Annotated in this window: 13 protein-coding genes; 7 read left to right on the plus strand and 6 right to left on the minus strand. The window is 66.8% G+C overall.

Going from position 1 to position 14,492, the window contains the following annotated elements; translation table 11 throughout:
- Positions 1-13: 13 nt before the first annotated feature.
- From ACSFBC_RS13910 to ACSFBC_RS13930, 5 genes are all read right to left on the minus strand, one after another.
- On the minus strand, positions 14-1,012 hold the full coding sequence (locus ACSFBC_RS13910; RefSeq protein ID WP_435510913.1) for an NAD(P)H-quinone oxidoreductase: 999 nt from the start codon (positions 1,010-1,012) through the stop codon (positions 14-16).
- Between the two features lie 96 nt (positions 1,013-1,108).
- Positions 1,109-3,439, minus strand: a complete 2,331-nt coding sequence (pnp, locus tag ACSFBC_RS13915) for a polyribonucleotide nucleotidyltransferase (protein ID WP_435510914.1) — start codon at positions 3,437-3,439, stop codon at positions 1,109-1,111.
- Positions 3,440-3,656: 217 nt separating this feature from the next.
- Positions 3,657-3,923, minus strand: a complete 267-nt coding sequence (rpsO, locus tag ACSFBC_RS13920) for a 30S ribosomal protein S15 (protein ID WP_435510915.1) — start codon at positions 3,921-3,923, stop codon at positions 3,657-3,659.
- Positions 3,924-4,154: 231 nt separating this feature from the next.
- Positions 4,155-5,318, minus strand: a complete 1,164-nt coding sequence (locus ACSFBC_RS13925; protein ID WP_435510916.1) for a pyridoxal phosphate-dependent aminotransferase — start codon at positions 5,316-5,318, stop codon at positions 4,155-4,157.
- Between the two features lie 19 nt (positions 5,319-5,337).
- The gene (locus tag ACSFBC_RS13930) at positions 5,338-6,621 is read right to left on the minus strand and encodes a branched-chain amino acid ABC transporter substrate-binding protein (protein ID WP_435510917.1); all 1,284 of its coding nucleotides are present in this window, start codon (positions 6,619-6,621) and stop codon (positions 5,338-5,340) included.
- Between the two features lie 116 nt (positions 6,622-6,737).
- Between ACSFBC_RS13930 and ACSFBC_RS13935 the strand changes: the two genes are divergently transcribed.
- From ACSFBC_RS13935 to ACSFBC_RS13945, 3 genes are all read left to right on the plus strand, one after another.
- Complete coding sequence (locus ACSFBC_RS13935; RefSeq protein WP_435510918.1) at positions 6,738-7,112, plus strand: Hsp20/alpha crystallin family protein; 375 nt, start codon at positions 6,738-6,740, stop codon at positions 7,110-7,112.
- A 278-nt stretch (positions 7,113-7,390) separates the two neighbouring features.
- Positions 7,391-8,047 (plus strand): alpha/beta fold hydrolase, encoded by a 657-nt coding sequence (locus ACSFBC_RS13940; protein WP_435510919.1) that lies wholly within the window; start codon positions 7,391-7,393, stop codon positions 8,045-8,047.
- A gap of 85 nt (positions 8,048-8,132) precedes the next feature.
- Positions 8,133-8,738, plus strand: a complete 606-nt coding sequence (locus ACSFBC_RS13945; RefSeq protein ID WP_435510920.1) for a phospholipase D family nuclease — start codon at positions 8,133-8,135, stop codon at positions 8,736-8,738.
- 13 nt (positions 8,739-8,751) lie between these two features.
- Here the strand turns inward: ACSFBC_RS13945 and tsaD are convergent, their stop codons facing one another.
- Complete coding sequence (gene tsaD / locus ACSFBC_RS13950) at positions 8,752-9,804, minus strand: tRNA (adenosine(37)-N6)-threonylcarbamoyltransferase complex transferase subunit TsaD (protein ID WP_435510921.1); 1,053 nt, start codon at positions 9,802-9,804, stop codon at positions 8,752-8,754.
- Between the two features lie 93 nt (positions 9,805-9,897).
- Between tsaD and ACSFBC_RS13955 the strand changes: the two genes are divergently transcribed.
- The 4 genes from ACSFBC_RS13955 to ACSFBC_RS13970 all read left to right on the plus strand — a co-directional run bounded on the left by ACSFBC_RS13955 (position 9,898) and on the right by ACSFBC_RS13970 (position 14,489).
- Complete coding sequence (locus ACSFBC_RS13955) at positions 9,898-11,151, plus strand: nitrate- and nitrite sensing domain-containing protein (protein ID WP_435510922.1); 1,254 nt, start codon at positions 9,898-9,900, stop codon at positions 11,149-11,151.
- 305 nt (positions 11,152-11,456) lie between these two features.
- Positions 11,457-12,701, plus strand: coding sequence for a CmpA/NrtA family ABC transporter substrate-binding protein (locus ACSFBC_RS13960; protein WP_435510923.1), 1,245 nt, complete (start codon positions 11,457-11,459; stop codon positions 12,699-12,701).
- A gap of 10 nt (positions 12,702-12,711) precedes the next feature.
- Positions 12,712-13,644 carry a nitrate ABC transporter permease gene (ntrB, locus tag ACSFBC_RS13965; RefSeq protein ID WP_435510924.1) on the plus strand — a complete coding sequence of 311 codons (933 nt, stop codon included), beginning with the start codon at positions 12,712-12,714 and terminating at the stop codon, positions 13,642-13,644.
- Positions 13,641-14,489 (plus strand): ABC transporter ATP-binding protein, encoded by an 849-nt coding sequence (locus ACSFBC_RS13970; RefSeq protein WP_435510925.1) that lies wholly within the window; start codon positions 13,641-13,643, stop codon positions 14,487-14,489. Before ntrB ends, ACSFBC_RS13970 begins: the two co-directional genes overlap by 4 nt.
- Positions 14,490-14,492: the final 3 nt, after the last annotated feature.

Consider the following 14,492-nt stretch of genomic DNA (forward strand, 5'->3'; position numbering starts at 1 on the left):
TCGTTTCGTTCGTTCACCAGGTCAGCACGATCTTGCCGATGTGCTGGTTCGATTCCATCAGGACATGCGCCTGCGCCGCGCCGCTGGGTTCCCCCACGGCCGCGAAGGTGCTGTGAATGACCGGCTTGACCGCGCCGCTGGCCAGCAGAGGCCAGACCCTGGCATGCAGTGCCTGCGCGATCGCCGCCTTGAAGGCGATCGGCCGGGGCCGCAGGGTCGAGCCCGTGACCGTCAGCCGGCGCCGCAGCACCAGGCCGGCATTGATCTCGGCCTTGATGCCGCCCTGCACCGCGATGATGACCAGCCGACCGTCTTCGGCCAGGCATTCGATCTCGCGCGCCACGTAGGCACCCGCGACCATGTCGAGGATCACGTCGACACCCTTGCCGCCGGTGATCGTCTTCACCTCGGCGGCGAAGTCGGCCGTCTTGTAGTTGATGGCGTGGTCCGCGCCCAGCTTCAGGCAGGCCGCGCACTTCTCGTCGCTGCCGGCCGTGGCGATCACGGTCGCGCCCAACGCCTTGGCGAGCTGGATCGCGGTCACGCCGATGCCGCTGGTGCCACCCTGGATCAGCAGCGTCTCGCCCTTTTGCAGGCGGCCGCGCTCGAACACATTGCTCCAGACGGTGAAGAAGGTCTCGGGCAGCGAAGCCGCCTCGATGTCGCTCCAGCCCTCGGGCACCGGCAGGCATTGCGCGACCGGCGCCACGCAGAGCTCGGCATAGCCACCGCCGGCCACCAGTGCGCAGACGCGGTCGCCCACGGCCAGCCCGGCTTCGGCCAGGGCCTTGGCATCGCCCGAGACGATCGTGCCCGCCACCTCGAGGCCCGGCAGATCGGAGGCACCCGGCGGCACCGGATAGTTGCCGGTGCGCTGCAGCACGTCGGGACGGTTCACGCCGCTCGCGGCCACCCGAATCAGCAGCTCGCCCTCGCCCGCGACGGGATCGGGACGCTCGACGACACGCAGGACGTCCGGCGCGCCGAAGGATGTGATTTCAATGGCTTTCATGGGTCTTCCTGACGGCAACGCCCGCCTCCATAGGAGTCGGGCGCCACGGTGGAAAAAAGGACGGAAGCAGCACAGGCCGCTCCGTCCGCATCCGCATCAACCTTGATGGTCGCCGCGCGGGGCGTCTTGCGACGACTGCTCGGGCTGCTGCTGCTGCGGTTCGCCGCCGCGGTCGCCGTTGCCTTCAAAACGCGGTGCGCGGTCGCCGCGCGGCGCGCGATCGTCGCCACGCGGTGCGCGATCGCCGCCACGGTCACGACGCTCGCCGCCGCGGTCGCCGCGATCACCACCACGGTCTTCGCGCGGTGCGCGTTCCTGGAACTCCATGCCGGCCGGACGCTCGGTCAGGGCCTTCATGGACAGCTTGACGCGGCCCTTCTCGTCGGTCTCGAGCACCTTGACCTTGACGATCTGGCCTTCGCTCAGATAGTCGGTCACCTTCTCGACGCGTTCGTGCGCGATCTGGCTGATATGCAGCAGGCCGTCCTTGCCGGGCAGCAGGTTGATCAGTGCGCCGAAGTCCAGGATCTTGGTGACCGGGCCTTCGTACACCTTGCCGATTTCGACTTCCGCCGTGATCTGCGCGATGCGTTGCTTGGCCGCCTCGGCCTTTTCCGGATCGGTCGACGCGATGGTGATCGTGCCGTCTTCGTCGATGTTGATCTGGCAGCCGGTTTCTTCGGTCAGCGCACGGATGACCGAGCCGCCCTTGCCGATCACGTCGCGGATCTTTTCCGGATTGATCTTCATGGTGAACAGGCGCGGTGCGAAGTCGGAGACTTCGGCCTTGGCTTCGCCCATGGCTTCCTGCATCTTGCCCAGGATGTGCATGCGCGCTTCCTTGGCCTGCGCCAGTGCGACCTGCATGATTTCCTTGGTGATGCCCTGGATCTTGATGTCCATCTGCAGCGCGGTGATGCCGTTGGTGGTACCCGCAACCTTGAAGTCCATGTCACCCAGGTGATCTTCGTCGCCCAGGATGTCGGTCAGCACCGCGAAGCGGTTGCCTTCCTTGATCAGGCCCATGGCGATGCCGGCCACGTGGGCCTTCATCGGCACGCCGGCGTCCATCATCGACAGGCAGCCGCCGCAGACCGAAGCCATCGACGAGGAGCCGTTCGACTCGGTGATTTCCGACACCACACGGATCGTGTAGGGGAATTCTTCCTTGCTCGGCAGCACAGCGACGAGCGCGCGCTTGGCCAGGCGGCCGTGGCCGATCTCGCGGCGCTTGGTCGAGCCCATGCGGCCCACTTCACCGGTGGCGAAGGGAGGCATGTTGTAGTGGAACAGGAAGCGGTCTTCGTACTCGCCGGCCAGCGCGTCGATGCGCTGTGCGTCGCGTTCGGTGCCGAGCGTGGTGATGACCAGCGCCTGGGTTTCGCCACGGGTGAACAGGGCCGAACCGTGGGTGCGCGGCAGCACCGAGTTGCGGATCTCGATCGGGCGCACGGTGCGCGTGTCGCGGCCATCGATGCGGGGCTCGCCTTCGAGGATCTGGCTGCGCACGATCTTCGATTCGATCGCGAACAGCAGGTCGCTGACCTTGCCCGCGTCGAAGGGCTCGCCGCTGTCCTTCAGCGCTGCCATCACGCTGGCATTGGCTTCGCGCAGGGCTTGGGTGCGGGCTTGCTTGCTGCGGATCTGGTAGACCGCGCGCAGCTTTTCCTCGGCCAGGCCGTTGACCTTGGCGACGAAGGCTTCGTCTTCTGCAGGTGCCGCCCATTCCCACACCGGCTTGCCGGCATCACGCACGAGGTCGTGAATGGCGTTGATCGCGACGTTGGCTTGTTCGTGACCGAACACCACGCCACCCAGCATGATTTCTTCGGACAGTTGCAGCGCTTCGGACTCGACCATCAGCACGGCCGCTTCGGTGCCGGCAACGATCAGATCCATCTGCGAATCCTTGCGCGCGGTCTGGCCCGGGTTCAGCACGTACTGGCCGTTGATGTAGCCCACGCGGGCCGCACCGATCGGGCCGCTGAAGGGAATGCCGGACACCGACAGCGCGGCGGACACGCCGATCATGGCGGCGATGTCGGCGTCGACTTCGGGGTTGAGCGACAGCGTGTGGATGACCACATGCACTTCGTTCAGGAAACCTTCGGGGAACAGCGGGCGGATCGGACGGTCGATCAGGCGGCTGGTCAGGGTTTCGTGTTCGCTGGGCTTGGCTTCGCGCTTGAAGAAGCTGCCGGGGATCTTGCCTGCGGCGTAGGTCTTCTCGATGTAGTCGACGGTCAGCGGGAAGAAGTCCTGGCCGGCCTTGGCCGACTTGGAAGCCACGACCGTGGCGAGCACGACGGTCCCGTCGATGTCGACCTTGACGGCACCGCTGGCCTGGCGGGCGATCTCACCGGTTTCCAGGACGACGGTCTTGTCGCCCCACTGGAAGGACTTGGTGACTTTGTTGAAGAGGCTCATGTTTTGCTCCTGTTGTGGCGCGGCGACCGGTCGGATTGACAGGACCCGCAGGGTTGGAGCGCCTCTCAGAACACGATGCCATTCCAGTGAAGTTCGGCTTCGAACTCCATTGGAATGACACAGCTTCGCTCTGTTTTGGCACTCCGAAACTTGATCGCGAAGTAAAAAACGCCTGAGCTAGCGGACTAACCCAGGCGTTTTTTTCATGCGATCCGGATTACTTGCGCAGACCCAGCTTGGCGATCAGCGCGGTGTAGCGTTCGGCATCGCGGGACTTGAGGTAGTCCAGCAGCTTGCGGCGACGGCTCACCATGCGCAGCAGACCGCGGCGACCGTGGTGGTCCTTGGCGTGCGTCTTGAAGTGGGGGGTCAGCTCGTTGATGCGAGCGGTCAGCAGTGCAACTTGCACTTCCGGGCTGCCCGTGTCGTTGGCGGCGCGGGCATTGTCTTTGACGACTTCGGCCTTGATGGAGGCTGCGATCATGTTGATTTCCTTGTGTTCCGGGATGTTTGACTTGCGGTGTGCGCTGGAACTGCACGCACCGTGCGCCTTGCGGCATGCAAAGCCGGGGGATTATAGCCCGCCCCCGAGGCGGCGCGCACTTCGTGTCGCTTGCCCTCCCCCTCGCGGGGGCGATGCCTGCGGCCCGGCGGAGCCGGTTCCGCGGCATCCCACGAACAGACGCTCGCCTTCGGCCTCGCTATGGGGACCGGGTCAGGGGCGGTTTTTTTGCAGCCAGGTCTTGAGGCGGGTGACGCCTTCGACCAGGCGCTGGGGGTCCTTGGACGCGAAACACCAGCGCAGCCAGCCTTGCGCTTCGGGGGCGAAGGCGTTGCCGGGGGCCAGGCCGAGGCCGGCTTCGGTGACCAGGCGCTTGGCGACCGCCAGGGAATCGTCGAAGCCGTCGAGCTTGAAGAAGGCGTACATGCCGCCCTTGGCCGCCACCACCTGCACGCCGGGGATCTCGGCGAGCAGGGGCACGAGCACGTCGCGGCAGGCCTTGAGGTGGGCCACGACGCGGGGCGTGATGTCGGGGCCGTGCTCGATGGCCGCGATACCGGCGCGCTGCGTGAAGACGCTGGTGCAGGAGGTGTTGAACTCGATCAGCTTGCCCATGCCCTCGACCATCGACGGCGGCATCACCAGCCAGCCCAGGCGCCAGCCGGTCATGAGGAAGCTCTTGGAGAAGCTGTGGGCCACGACCAGCCGGTCGTCGGGCGTCGCCACGTCCAGGAAGCTGGGCGCGCAAGCCTTGGCGGTCGGCTCGAAGTACAGGCGCTCATAGACCTCGTCGGCCAGGATCCAGGTGCCGGTGTCGCGGCAGTGCGCGAGGATGGCCGCCTGCTCGTCGCGCGTCAGCGTCCAGCCGGTCGGGTTGTTGGGCGCGTTGACGATCAGCAGCTTCGTGCGCGGCGTGATGGCGGCGCGCAGCGTGTCGAGGTTCAGCGTCCACTCGCCGCCCACCGGCTCGAGCGGCACGGTGCGCACGGTCGCGCCCATGATCGCGGGCTGTGCGACCAGGTTGGGCCACACCGGCGTGACCGCCACCACCTCGTCGCCGGCATCGACCAGCGCCTGCACCGCCAGCATCAGCGCGCTGACGCCGCCCGAGGTCACGGCGATGCGTGAGGCGCCCACCGCGGGATGCAGGCTGCTGGTGTAGCGCGCGATGGCTTCGCGCAACGCGGGCAGGCCCAGGTTGTGGGCGTAGAAGGTCTCGCCGTTCTGCAGCGAGTCGATCGCGGCCTGACGCACGACCTCGGGCGTGACCTCGTCGCTTTCGCCGAACCAGAAGGCGAGCACGTCGTCGCGGCCCAGGCCGGCGTTGGCGACCTCGCGGATCCTGGAGGCCTCGAGGTCGTGGATGGCTTGGCGCATGTCTTGTTTCTCCTGCCCTTCAGGGCCGTTGCATCTTGCAGATGGTAGGCATTTCGGCGCGCTCGGCCGCGACGGTCTTCACCACGCGAAAGCCGTAGCCCGAACCTTCGACGTCGAACTTCACGCCCGGCACGCCCTGGCGGTCCATCACACCCACCACCAGCTGCTGCTGGAACTGGTGGTCGGCCGCGCGCATGCGGCCATGCTGGCCGGCCAGCGACACGTCGGCGCGTTCCATGGCCCGCGCCACGGCGACGGTCTCGACACTGCCAGCGCGCTCGATGGCCTGTGCCAGCGCCTCGACCAGCAACTGCATGCGCATGTGGACGTAGTCTTCGGCCGGTTTGGGAAAGCGTTGGCGGAAGGCCCGGTAGAAATCCTCCGAAGCCGCGGTCTGCACGTTCGGCAGCCAGTCGGCCACCGCGATCACCCGGCCGATGCCCGCATCGCCGATGGCCGCGGGCGCGCCCAGCGCGTTGCCGTAGAAGGTGTAGAAGCTGCCGCTGAAGCCCGCCTCGCGTGCGGCCTTGACCAGCAGCGTGAGGTCGTTGCCCCAGTTGCCGGTGACCACCGCCTGCGCGCCGCTTGCAAGGATCTTGCTGGCATAGGGAGCGAAGTCCTTCACCCGGCCCATCGGATGCAGCTCGTCGCCGACGATCTGCACGTCGGGGCGCAGCAGGCCGAGCTGGCGCCTCGATTCGCGCAGCACCGCCTGGCCGAAGCTGTAGTCCTGCCCGATCAGGTAGACGCGCTGCAACGAAGCCTCGTCCTTCACCACATCCATCAGCGCCGTCACGCGCATGTCGGCATGCGCATCGAAGCGGAAGTGCCAGAAGCTGCAGCGCTCGTTGGTCAGCACCGGATCGACCGCCGAGTAGTTGAGGAACAGCACGCGACGTTTCGGGTCGCGCTCGTTGTTCTTGTCGATCGCGTCCACCAGTGCCGCGGCCGTGGCCGAGGAGTTGCCCTGCAGCACGATGCGCGCGCCGTCGTCGATCGCGGCACGCAGGGCCGACAAAGCCTCTTCGTTTTGGCCCTTGCTGTCGTAGCGCACCAGCTCCAGCAGGCGCGCGCCGCCTGGCAGCTTCACGCCGCCGCGGGCGTTCACCCGCTCGACCGCCCAGAGGATGTTGCGGAACACGGCCTCGCCGGTGTTGGCGAAAGGCCCGCTCATGCTTTCGATCAGGGCCAGCCGGATCGGGCCCTCGGGCGCGGTCCTGGCCACCGACGGCAGGGCCGCCGCGCATAGCGCCGAGGCGGCGAATTTCAAGGCCTGGCGGCGCCAAATAAAGCTCGAGTTCATTCTCTTGAAACGCCTGGCCCCATGCCTAGATGGGAAGCAAGCGGCACGCATGTCAAAGGCCGCGCAGTGTAAGGGACACACCTTCTTGTCCCGTCGTGTACATCAGGAGTTTCACCATGTTCTTCGCACCCGCCGTCCGCACCGCCCGCTTCGTTCCGCGCAGCCTCGATCGCAACTTCGAACGCTTCGTCAACGACGCGCTCGTGAGCGGCCCGCAACGCTCGCTCAACGTCGAGCAGGACGACACCAGCTGGACCCTCACACTCGACGTGCCCGGCCTGTCGCGCGACGACCTCAGCATCGGCATCGAAGCCTCGGTGGTCCGCATCGAAAGCAAGGCCGAAGCCAAGCGCCAGTTCAAGGCCGCCTACGAACTGCCGCAGGAAATCGATGCCGCCACCAGCGAAGCCAAACTCGAAAACGGCGTGCTCTCGCTCAAGCTCGGCAAGCTGGCTCCGGTGCGCAATGTGCACTCGCTGACCATCAACTGACGACATTCGGCACTTTGGGGGCACGCGTTCAAGCTGGCACTCCAAAGACGATTCAGGCCGTTCCGCAAAAAGACCGCATTTCGCGGTCTTTTTTTTATGCTTCAATGTGAAATGAATGTAAAACATCGCGGTAAGTGCATGTTTTATAGAACCTTTCTACTATTTTGAAGTCGCGGATCCGCTGACCTCCTTCCTTCAGCGGACCCCGATACAAGGGGTCACTGTTGGACACACATTTGCACGCCGCTCGCTCTGGCAGCCGCTCGGACACGCTTCTGGTGTTTCTGCCCGGTGCCTTTCTCGAACCGGAAGCGTTCGAACGAGAGGGCTTTCTGAGCGCCGTGCGCGCCCACGATGTGGCGGCCGATGTGATGCTGGTCGATGCCAACGTTTCCTATTACTACGACCAGAGCTTCGTGCAGCGATTGCACGATGACGTGCTCGCGCCAGCGCGCCAGGGCGGCTACCGAAAGATATGGCTGGTGGGCATCTCGATCGGCGGTTTCGGCGCGCTGACCCATGAACTGGCGCAACCCGGCCTGGTCGACGGCATCGTCGTGCTGGCCCCCTACCTGGGGCGCCGCCCCATCGGCGCCGAGATCCAGAAGGCCGGCGGCCTCAAGGTTTGGAAGGCGCCGGAGACGCCTTCCGACGAGGAAGTCGACCGCAAACTCTGGCCCTGGTTGCAGCAGTACGCCGCCCCCGAGCGCGCCGCCACCCTGCCGCCGCTCTTCCTGGGCTACGGCTTGGCCGACCGCTTCGCGCCCAACCACCAGTTGCTGGCCGAGGTGCTGCCGCAGAGCCAGGTGTTCACCACCGAGGGCGGGCACGACTGGCCGCAGTGGTCGCGGCTGTGGCGCAGCATGCTCGACGTGCTGCCACTGCCCAAGCACCCCCAGCACGAAGAAATCGAAGCCCTGCCCGCGTTCGCCTGAACCTGCCGCCGCGCAGCGCGCGTCTGCCCGACAATGCACGCCGGGCAGCGCAGAGGTGCTGCCGCACCTTTCAGGGAACGAAAAAATGAAGCGCCTCCAAGGCCTCGCTCTGGTCCTTCTTCTTGCAGCGGCAGTGGCCGCGCCGGCCCATGCCAAGGGCAGCGCGATTCCCTTGCCCGCGCCCTCCTCCGGCGCGAGCGCCGAAGTCTTCTTCTCGCCCGACGCCCAAACCGATCGCGCCATCGCGCGTGCCTTGGGCGAGGCGCGCCGACGGATCTGGATCGCCGGCTACTTCTTCACTTCCTCGACCATCGCCAAGGCCGTGGACCAGGCCCATGCGCGCGGCCTCGACGTGCGGGTGCTGCTCGACAGTTCGCAGGTCACGCTCAGGTACTCGAGCGCCACCTACTTCCACAACCAGGGTGTGCCGCTGTGGATCAATGCGCGCTACCCGGTCATGCATCACAAGTTCGTGCTGATCGACGCCGACACCGTGGGCTTCGGCTCGATGAACTTCACCCGCGCCGGCGCCCAGCAGAACGCCGAGAACTTCAATCTCTTCAGGCGCTGGCCGCAGCTCGCGGCCACCTACGCGCAAGAGTTCGAGCGACTGCAGCAGGAGTCGGAACGCTACCGGCCCGGCATGCGCATCGACAAGCGCAGCGGCGCAGAAGGCGAAGACAAACCGTGACGGCGGCGTCCGTCTAGACGGCGGCTTCGGGCGCCCGCACCAGGCTGTCCAACGGCCAGCGCGGCTTGACGTCGAAGGCATAGACCTCGGTCGGCTGCTGCATGCCGGACTGCAAGCGCATCGCCGCGGCCATCGCGATCATGGCGCCGTTGTCGGTGCACAGGTGCAGTTCGGGGTAGTGCACGCGCACGCCGCGCCTGGCGCAGGCCGCGTTCAACTGCGCGCGCAGGTCGCGGTTGGCGCCCACGCCGCCGGCCACCACCAGCCGCTTCAGACCGGTCTGCGTGAGCGCCGCCATGCTCTTCTTCAGCAGCACCTCGACGATGGCGGCCTGCGTCGCCGCGGCCAGATCGGCCTTGCGGGCCGCGAGGTCGTCGCCGAGCTTTCGGGCCTGCGTCATCACCGCGGTCTTGAGGCCGGCAAAGGAGAAGTCGAGGTCGCCGCTGTGCAGCAGCGGCCGCGGCAGCTTGAAGGCCGCGGGATCGCCCTGCTCCGCCAGCTTGGCGAGCCAGGGGCCGCCCGGATACGGCAGGCCCATGAGCTTGGCCGACTTGTCGAAGGCCTCGCCGGCCGCGTCGTCGATGGTTTCGCCGAGCATCTCGTAGCGGCCGACGCCGTCGACCCGCATCAGTTGGGTATGGCCGCCCGACACCAGCAGCGCCACGAAGGGAAATTCGGGCGCATCGGCGCTCAGGAAGGGCGACAGCAGATGCCCCTCGAGGTGGTGCACGCCCAGCACCGGCTTGCCCAGCGCCGCGCCCAGCGCGCAAGCCACGCCCGCGCCGACCAGCAGCGCACCGGCCAGGCCGGGGCCGCGGGTGTAGGCCACGACGTCGACGTCGGCCAGCCGCTTGCCGGCTTCGTCGAACACGCTCTGCGCCAGCGGCAGCACGCGCCGGATGTGGTCACGGCTGGCCAGTTCGGGCACCACGCCGCCATAGGCCTGGTGCATGGTGATCTGGCTGTGCAGCGCGTGGGCGCAGAGGCGCGGCAGTGCGGTTCCCTGCGTTTCCACCAGCGCCACGCCGGTTTCGTCGCAGGACGATTCGATTCCAAGTACGAGCATGGGTCGAGTGTAGGGGGCGCCCGCATCCGAGGCACGGTTGTTGCTGCATGCCCTTCCGAGACCCTCCCTGCGACCGCCCAGACCCTGCCCACGATGAAATCCGGACTGAGTTTCTTGATTGCCGCCCTGCGTTGCGAGATCGACGCGCTCGACCAGCTCGGCCGCACCAGCGCGCTGGTCGCGGCGATCGCGCGGCTGGTCCACGCGCTTCAGCGCGAGCGGGGCCTGTCCAACGTGCTGCTGGGTTCGAGCGGGCGCCGCTTCGCCGTCGAACTGTCGACCCAGGTGGCCGAATGCCAGCGGTTGGAACAACAGGTGCGCGCGTGTTTCGACCTGCTCGAAGCCGACCCGCGCCGCCTGAACAACGGCACGCGCCTGTTCAGCCGCATCGCCGCGGTGCTGCCCGGGCTCGACGCCCTGCCCGGCCTGCGCCAGCGCATCGGCAGCCTCAAGCTCTCGCCCGAACAGGCCACGGCCGCCTTCGTCAAGTTGGTGGCAGGGCTGCTGGCCGTGGTGTTCGAGGCCGCCGACGGCGCCACCGATCCCGAGATCTCGCGCCTGCTCGCGGCGCTGTTCAATTTCATGCAGGGGAAGGAATTCGCGGGCCAGGAACGCGCCTGCGGGGGCGCGGCCTTTGCATCGGGCCGCAACGAGGCCGAGCGCCAGCAACGCTGGCTGCACCTGATCGACTCCCAGGAACGCTGCTTCCAGGTGTTCTCCGGTTTCGCCGGCCCGGCACTCGAGGCGCAGTGGCTGGCCGGCCTGCCGCCCGCGCAGACGGCCGAACTGGAGCGGCTGCGCCGCATCGCCTGCGCGGCCCCGGCCGGCATGGCACTGGACCCGGAGCAGAGCGCCGTCTGGTTCGACTGCTGCACCCGGCGCATCGACGCGATGCAGACCGTCGAGGAGCGACTGACCACCGACCTGCACCAGCTGTGCGATGCCAAGACGGCCCATGCGCGCGCCGAACTGCAGGCCCACGAGACGCTGCAGGCGCAGCTCTCGACACAGCCGCCCTTGCCTCCAACCGCCTTCTTCGACGAAGCGGCGGCCGGCACGGCCGAGGGCGCGCCGGCCTACGGTCGCCAGCTCGAACGCTCGATCCTCGACATGGTGCAGGACCAGTCGCAGCGGTTGCAAGCCATGAGCGACGAACTCGACACCGTGCGTGCCTCGCTCAACGAGCGCAAGGTGATCGAGCGCGCCAAGGGCCTGCTGATGGCGCACCGCCGGCTCAGCGAGGAAGAGGCGCACAAGATGCTGCGCCAGACCGCGATGAACCAGAACCGCCGGCTGATCGACGTGGCCGAGTCGGTGCTGGCCATGGCGGAGTATCTGGAGGGCTGAGCCTCCCCCCCTGAAATGGTGCAGTGCACTGGAACCGTGCCTGCCGCCATGGCGGCCGCGCGCCGCCCAAGCCCCGCCTCCCTCTGCAGACCGGCGAACACCACCTGGCACGGCGTTTGCGTGGCATTGGACACAGACCCCAGGGTCTACAGGCAGGTGGCACCCAACGGCGGATGCCACCCACCGTCTCGGACAAAGGCGTCCGTATCCCGCAGGGGCTCGTTTTTTCGAGCTTTCCCTGCGCGATGCGGACGCCTTTTTTGTTTTCGTCTCTGTCTTTCTTCCTTCCTTCCGGAGTTCGCCCCATGTCCGATCTGCTGAAAACGAAGTTGAGCCGCCGCCGCGTGTTGCAGGCCGCCGCACTCGGTGCCGCCGGCATCGACCCGGCGCTGCGTGCGCTGGCCTATGCCCAGGGCTCCGACAAGCCGGAGAAGGAGGAAGTGAAGATCGGCTTCATCCCGCTGACCGACTGCGCGAGCGTGGTGATGGCCTCGGTGCTGGGCATCGACAGAAAGTACGGCGTGAAGATCGTGCCGAGCAAGGAGGCCAGCTGGGCCGGCGTGCGCGACAAGCTGGTCAACGGCGACCTCGACATGGCCCACGTGCTCTACGGCCTGGTCTATGGCGTGCACCTGGGCGTGAGCGGTCCGAAGAAGGACATGGCGGTGCTCATGACCCTGAACAACAACGGCCAGGCGATCACGCTCTCGAAGAAGCTGGCCGACAAGGGCGCCGTCGACGCGCCCTCGCTGGCCAAGCTGATCGCCAAGGAAAAAGGCGACTACACCTTCGCTCAGACCTTCCCCACCGGCACCCATGCGATGTGGCTCTACTACTGGCTGGCCTCGGCCGGCATCGACCCGTTCAAGGACGTGAAGAACATCGTGGTGCCGCCGCCGCAGATGGTGGCCAACATGCGCATCGGCAACATGGACGGCTACTGCGTGGGCGAGCCCTGGAACCAGCGCGCGATCATGGACGGCATCGGGGTGACGGCCGTCACCACGCAGGACATCTGGAAGGACCACCCCGAGAAGGTGCTGGGCTGCACCGCCGACTTCGTGAAGAAGTACCCCAACACCGCACGCGCCGTGACCGCCGCGATCCTCGAGGCCGGCAAGTGGATCGACACCGGCCTGCAGAACAAGAACAAGATGGCCGAGACGATCGCCGACAAGAGCTACGTCAACACCAGCGTCGACGCCATCAACCAGCGCATCCTGGGCCGCTACACCAACGGCATGGGCAAGAACTGGGACGACCCGAACCACATGAAGTTCTACAACGACGGCGCGGTGAACTTCCCCTACCTGTCGGACGGCATGTGGTTCCTCACGCAGCACAAGCGCTGGGGCCTGCTCAAGGAACACCCGGACTATCTCAAGGTCGCCACCGACATCAACCGCATCGACATCTACAAGCAGGCCGCCACGGCCAGCAAGACGCCCGTGCCCGCCTCGCCGATGCGCAGCAGCAAGCTGATGGACGGCGTGGTGTGGGACGGCAAGGAGCCGAAGAAGTACGCCGAATCGTTCAAGTTGCATGCCTGAGGAGAACACCATGGTCAGTGCCGTCTTTCATTCGCCCACCGATGTGTCTCTCCCTCTCCCGCGTGCGGGAGAGGGCCGGGGCGAGGGTCTGTCCCGCGCCGAGGCTGCCCCTCACCCCAGCCCCCTGCCCAAAAAGGAGAGGGCGCAGAAACTTCCCCTCGACCTGCGCGCCTTCTGGATGCGCGTGCTGCCGCCGCTGGTCGGCTTCGGCCTGCTGCTGCTGGTCTGGGAGCTGATCGCCGTGAACAGCACCACCGGCTTTCCCTCGCCGCTGGTCACGGGCAAGCAGGCGCTGACCGTGTTCGCCGACCCGTTCTACAGCAAGGGTCCGAACGACCAGGGCGTGGGCTGGAACGTGCTGTCGTCGCTGCAGCGCGTGGCCATGGGCTTCGGCCTCGCGGCACTGGTGGGCATCCCGGCGGGTTTCGCGATCGGCCGCTTCGAGTTCCTCGCGCGCATGTTCAACCCGCTGATCAGCCTGCTGCGGCCGGTCTCGCCGCTGGCCTGGCTGCCGATCGGCCTGCTGGTGTTCAAGGGTGCCAACCCGGCCGCCATCTGGACCATCTTCATCTGCTCGATCTGGCCGATGGTGATCAACACCGCGGTCGGCGTGCAGCGCGTGCCGAGCGACTACATGAACGTGGCCCGTGTGCTGAACCTCAGCGAATGGAAGATCCTGACCAAGATCCTGTTCCCCGCCGTGCTGCCCTACATGCTGACCGGCGTGCGCCTGGCCGTGGGCACCGCCTGGCTGGTGATCGTCGCGGCCGAAATGCTCACCGGCGGCGTCGGCATCGGCTTCTGGGTCTGGGACGAGTGGAACAACCTCAACGTCGCCAACATCATCATCGCGATCTTCGTGATCGGTGTGGTCGGGCTGGTGCTCGAGTTCGCGCTGATCCGCGTCGCCACTGCATTCACGTTCGAAGAGGTGAAGTCATGATCGTTCGACAAGCTCAGGCCCTTCGACAGGCTCAGGACGATCGGGCTGTTCCCAAGTACATCGAGATCAGCGATGTCGAGCAAACCTTCAAGACGCCCAAGGGCAGCTTCCAGGCGCTGCGCGACATCCACCTCACGGTCGCCAAGGGCGAGTTCGTGGCGCTGATCGGTCACTCGGGCTGCGGCAAGTCGACGCTGCTCAACCTGATCGCCGGCCTGACGAAGCCGACCCAAGGCACGCTGCTGTGCGCCAACAAGGAAATCGCCGGCCCCGGCCCGGAGCGTGCGGTGGTGTTCCAGAACCACTCGCTGCTGCCCTGGCTCACCTGCTACGAGAACGTCTTCCTCGGCGTGGAGCGCGTGTTCGCCGCCACCGAATCGAAGGCGCAACTCAAGGCGCGCACCGATGCCGCGCTGGCGCTGGTCGGCCTCACGCCCGCCACGCACAAGCGGCCGGGCGAAATCTCGGGCGGCATGAAGCAGCGCGTGGGCATCGCGCGGGCACTCGCGATGGAGCCCAAGGTGCTCTTGATGGACGAGCCCTTCGGCGCGCTCGATGCGTTGACCCGCGCCCGGCTGCAGGACGAGCTGCTGGCGATCGTGCAGAAGACGCAGAGCACGGTGGTGATGGTCACGCACGACGTCGACGAGGCCGTGCTGCTCGCCGACAGGATCGTGATGATGACCAACGGCCCCTCGGCCACCATCGGCGAGGTGCTGGCGGTGAAGCTGCCGCGCCCGCGCAACCGCGTCGCGCTCGCCGAGGACCGCGACTACGTGCACTACCGCAAGGCGGTGATCGACTTTCTGTACACGCGGCAGGCGCACGTCGAAAAGGCGGCCTGAACA

The sequence above is a fragment of the Variovorax frigidus genome (genome assembly GCF_051216515.1).
In the GTDB taxonomy this organism is placed as follows: domain Bacteria; phylum Pseudomonadota; class Gammaproteobacteria; order Burkholderiales; family Burkholderiaceae_C; genus Variovorax.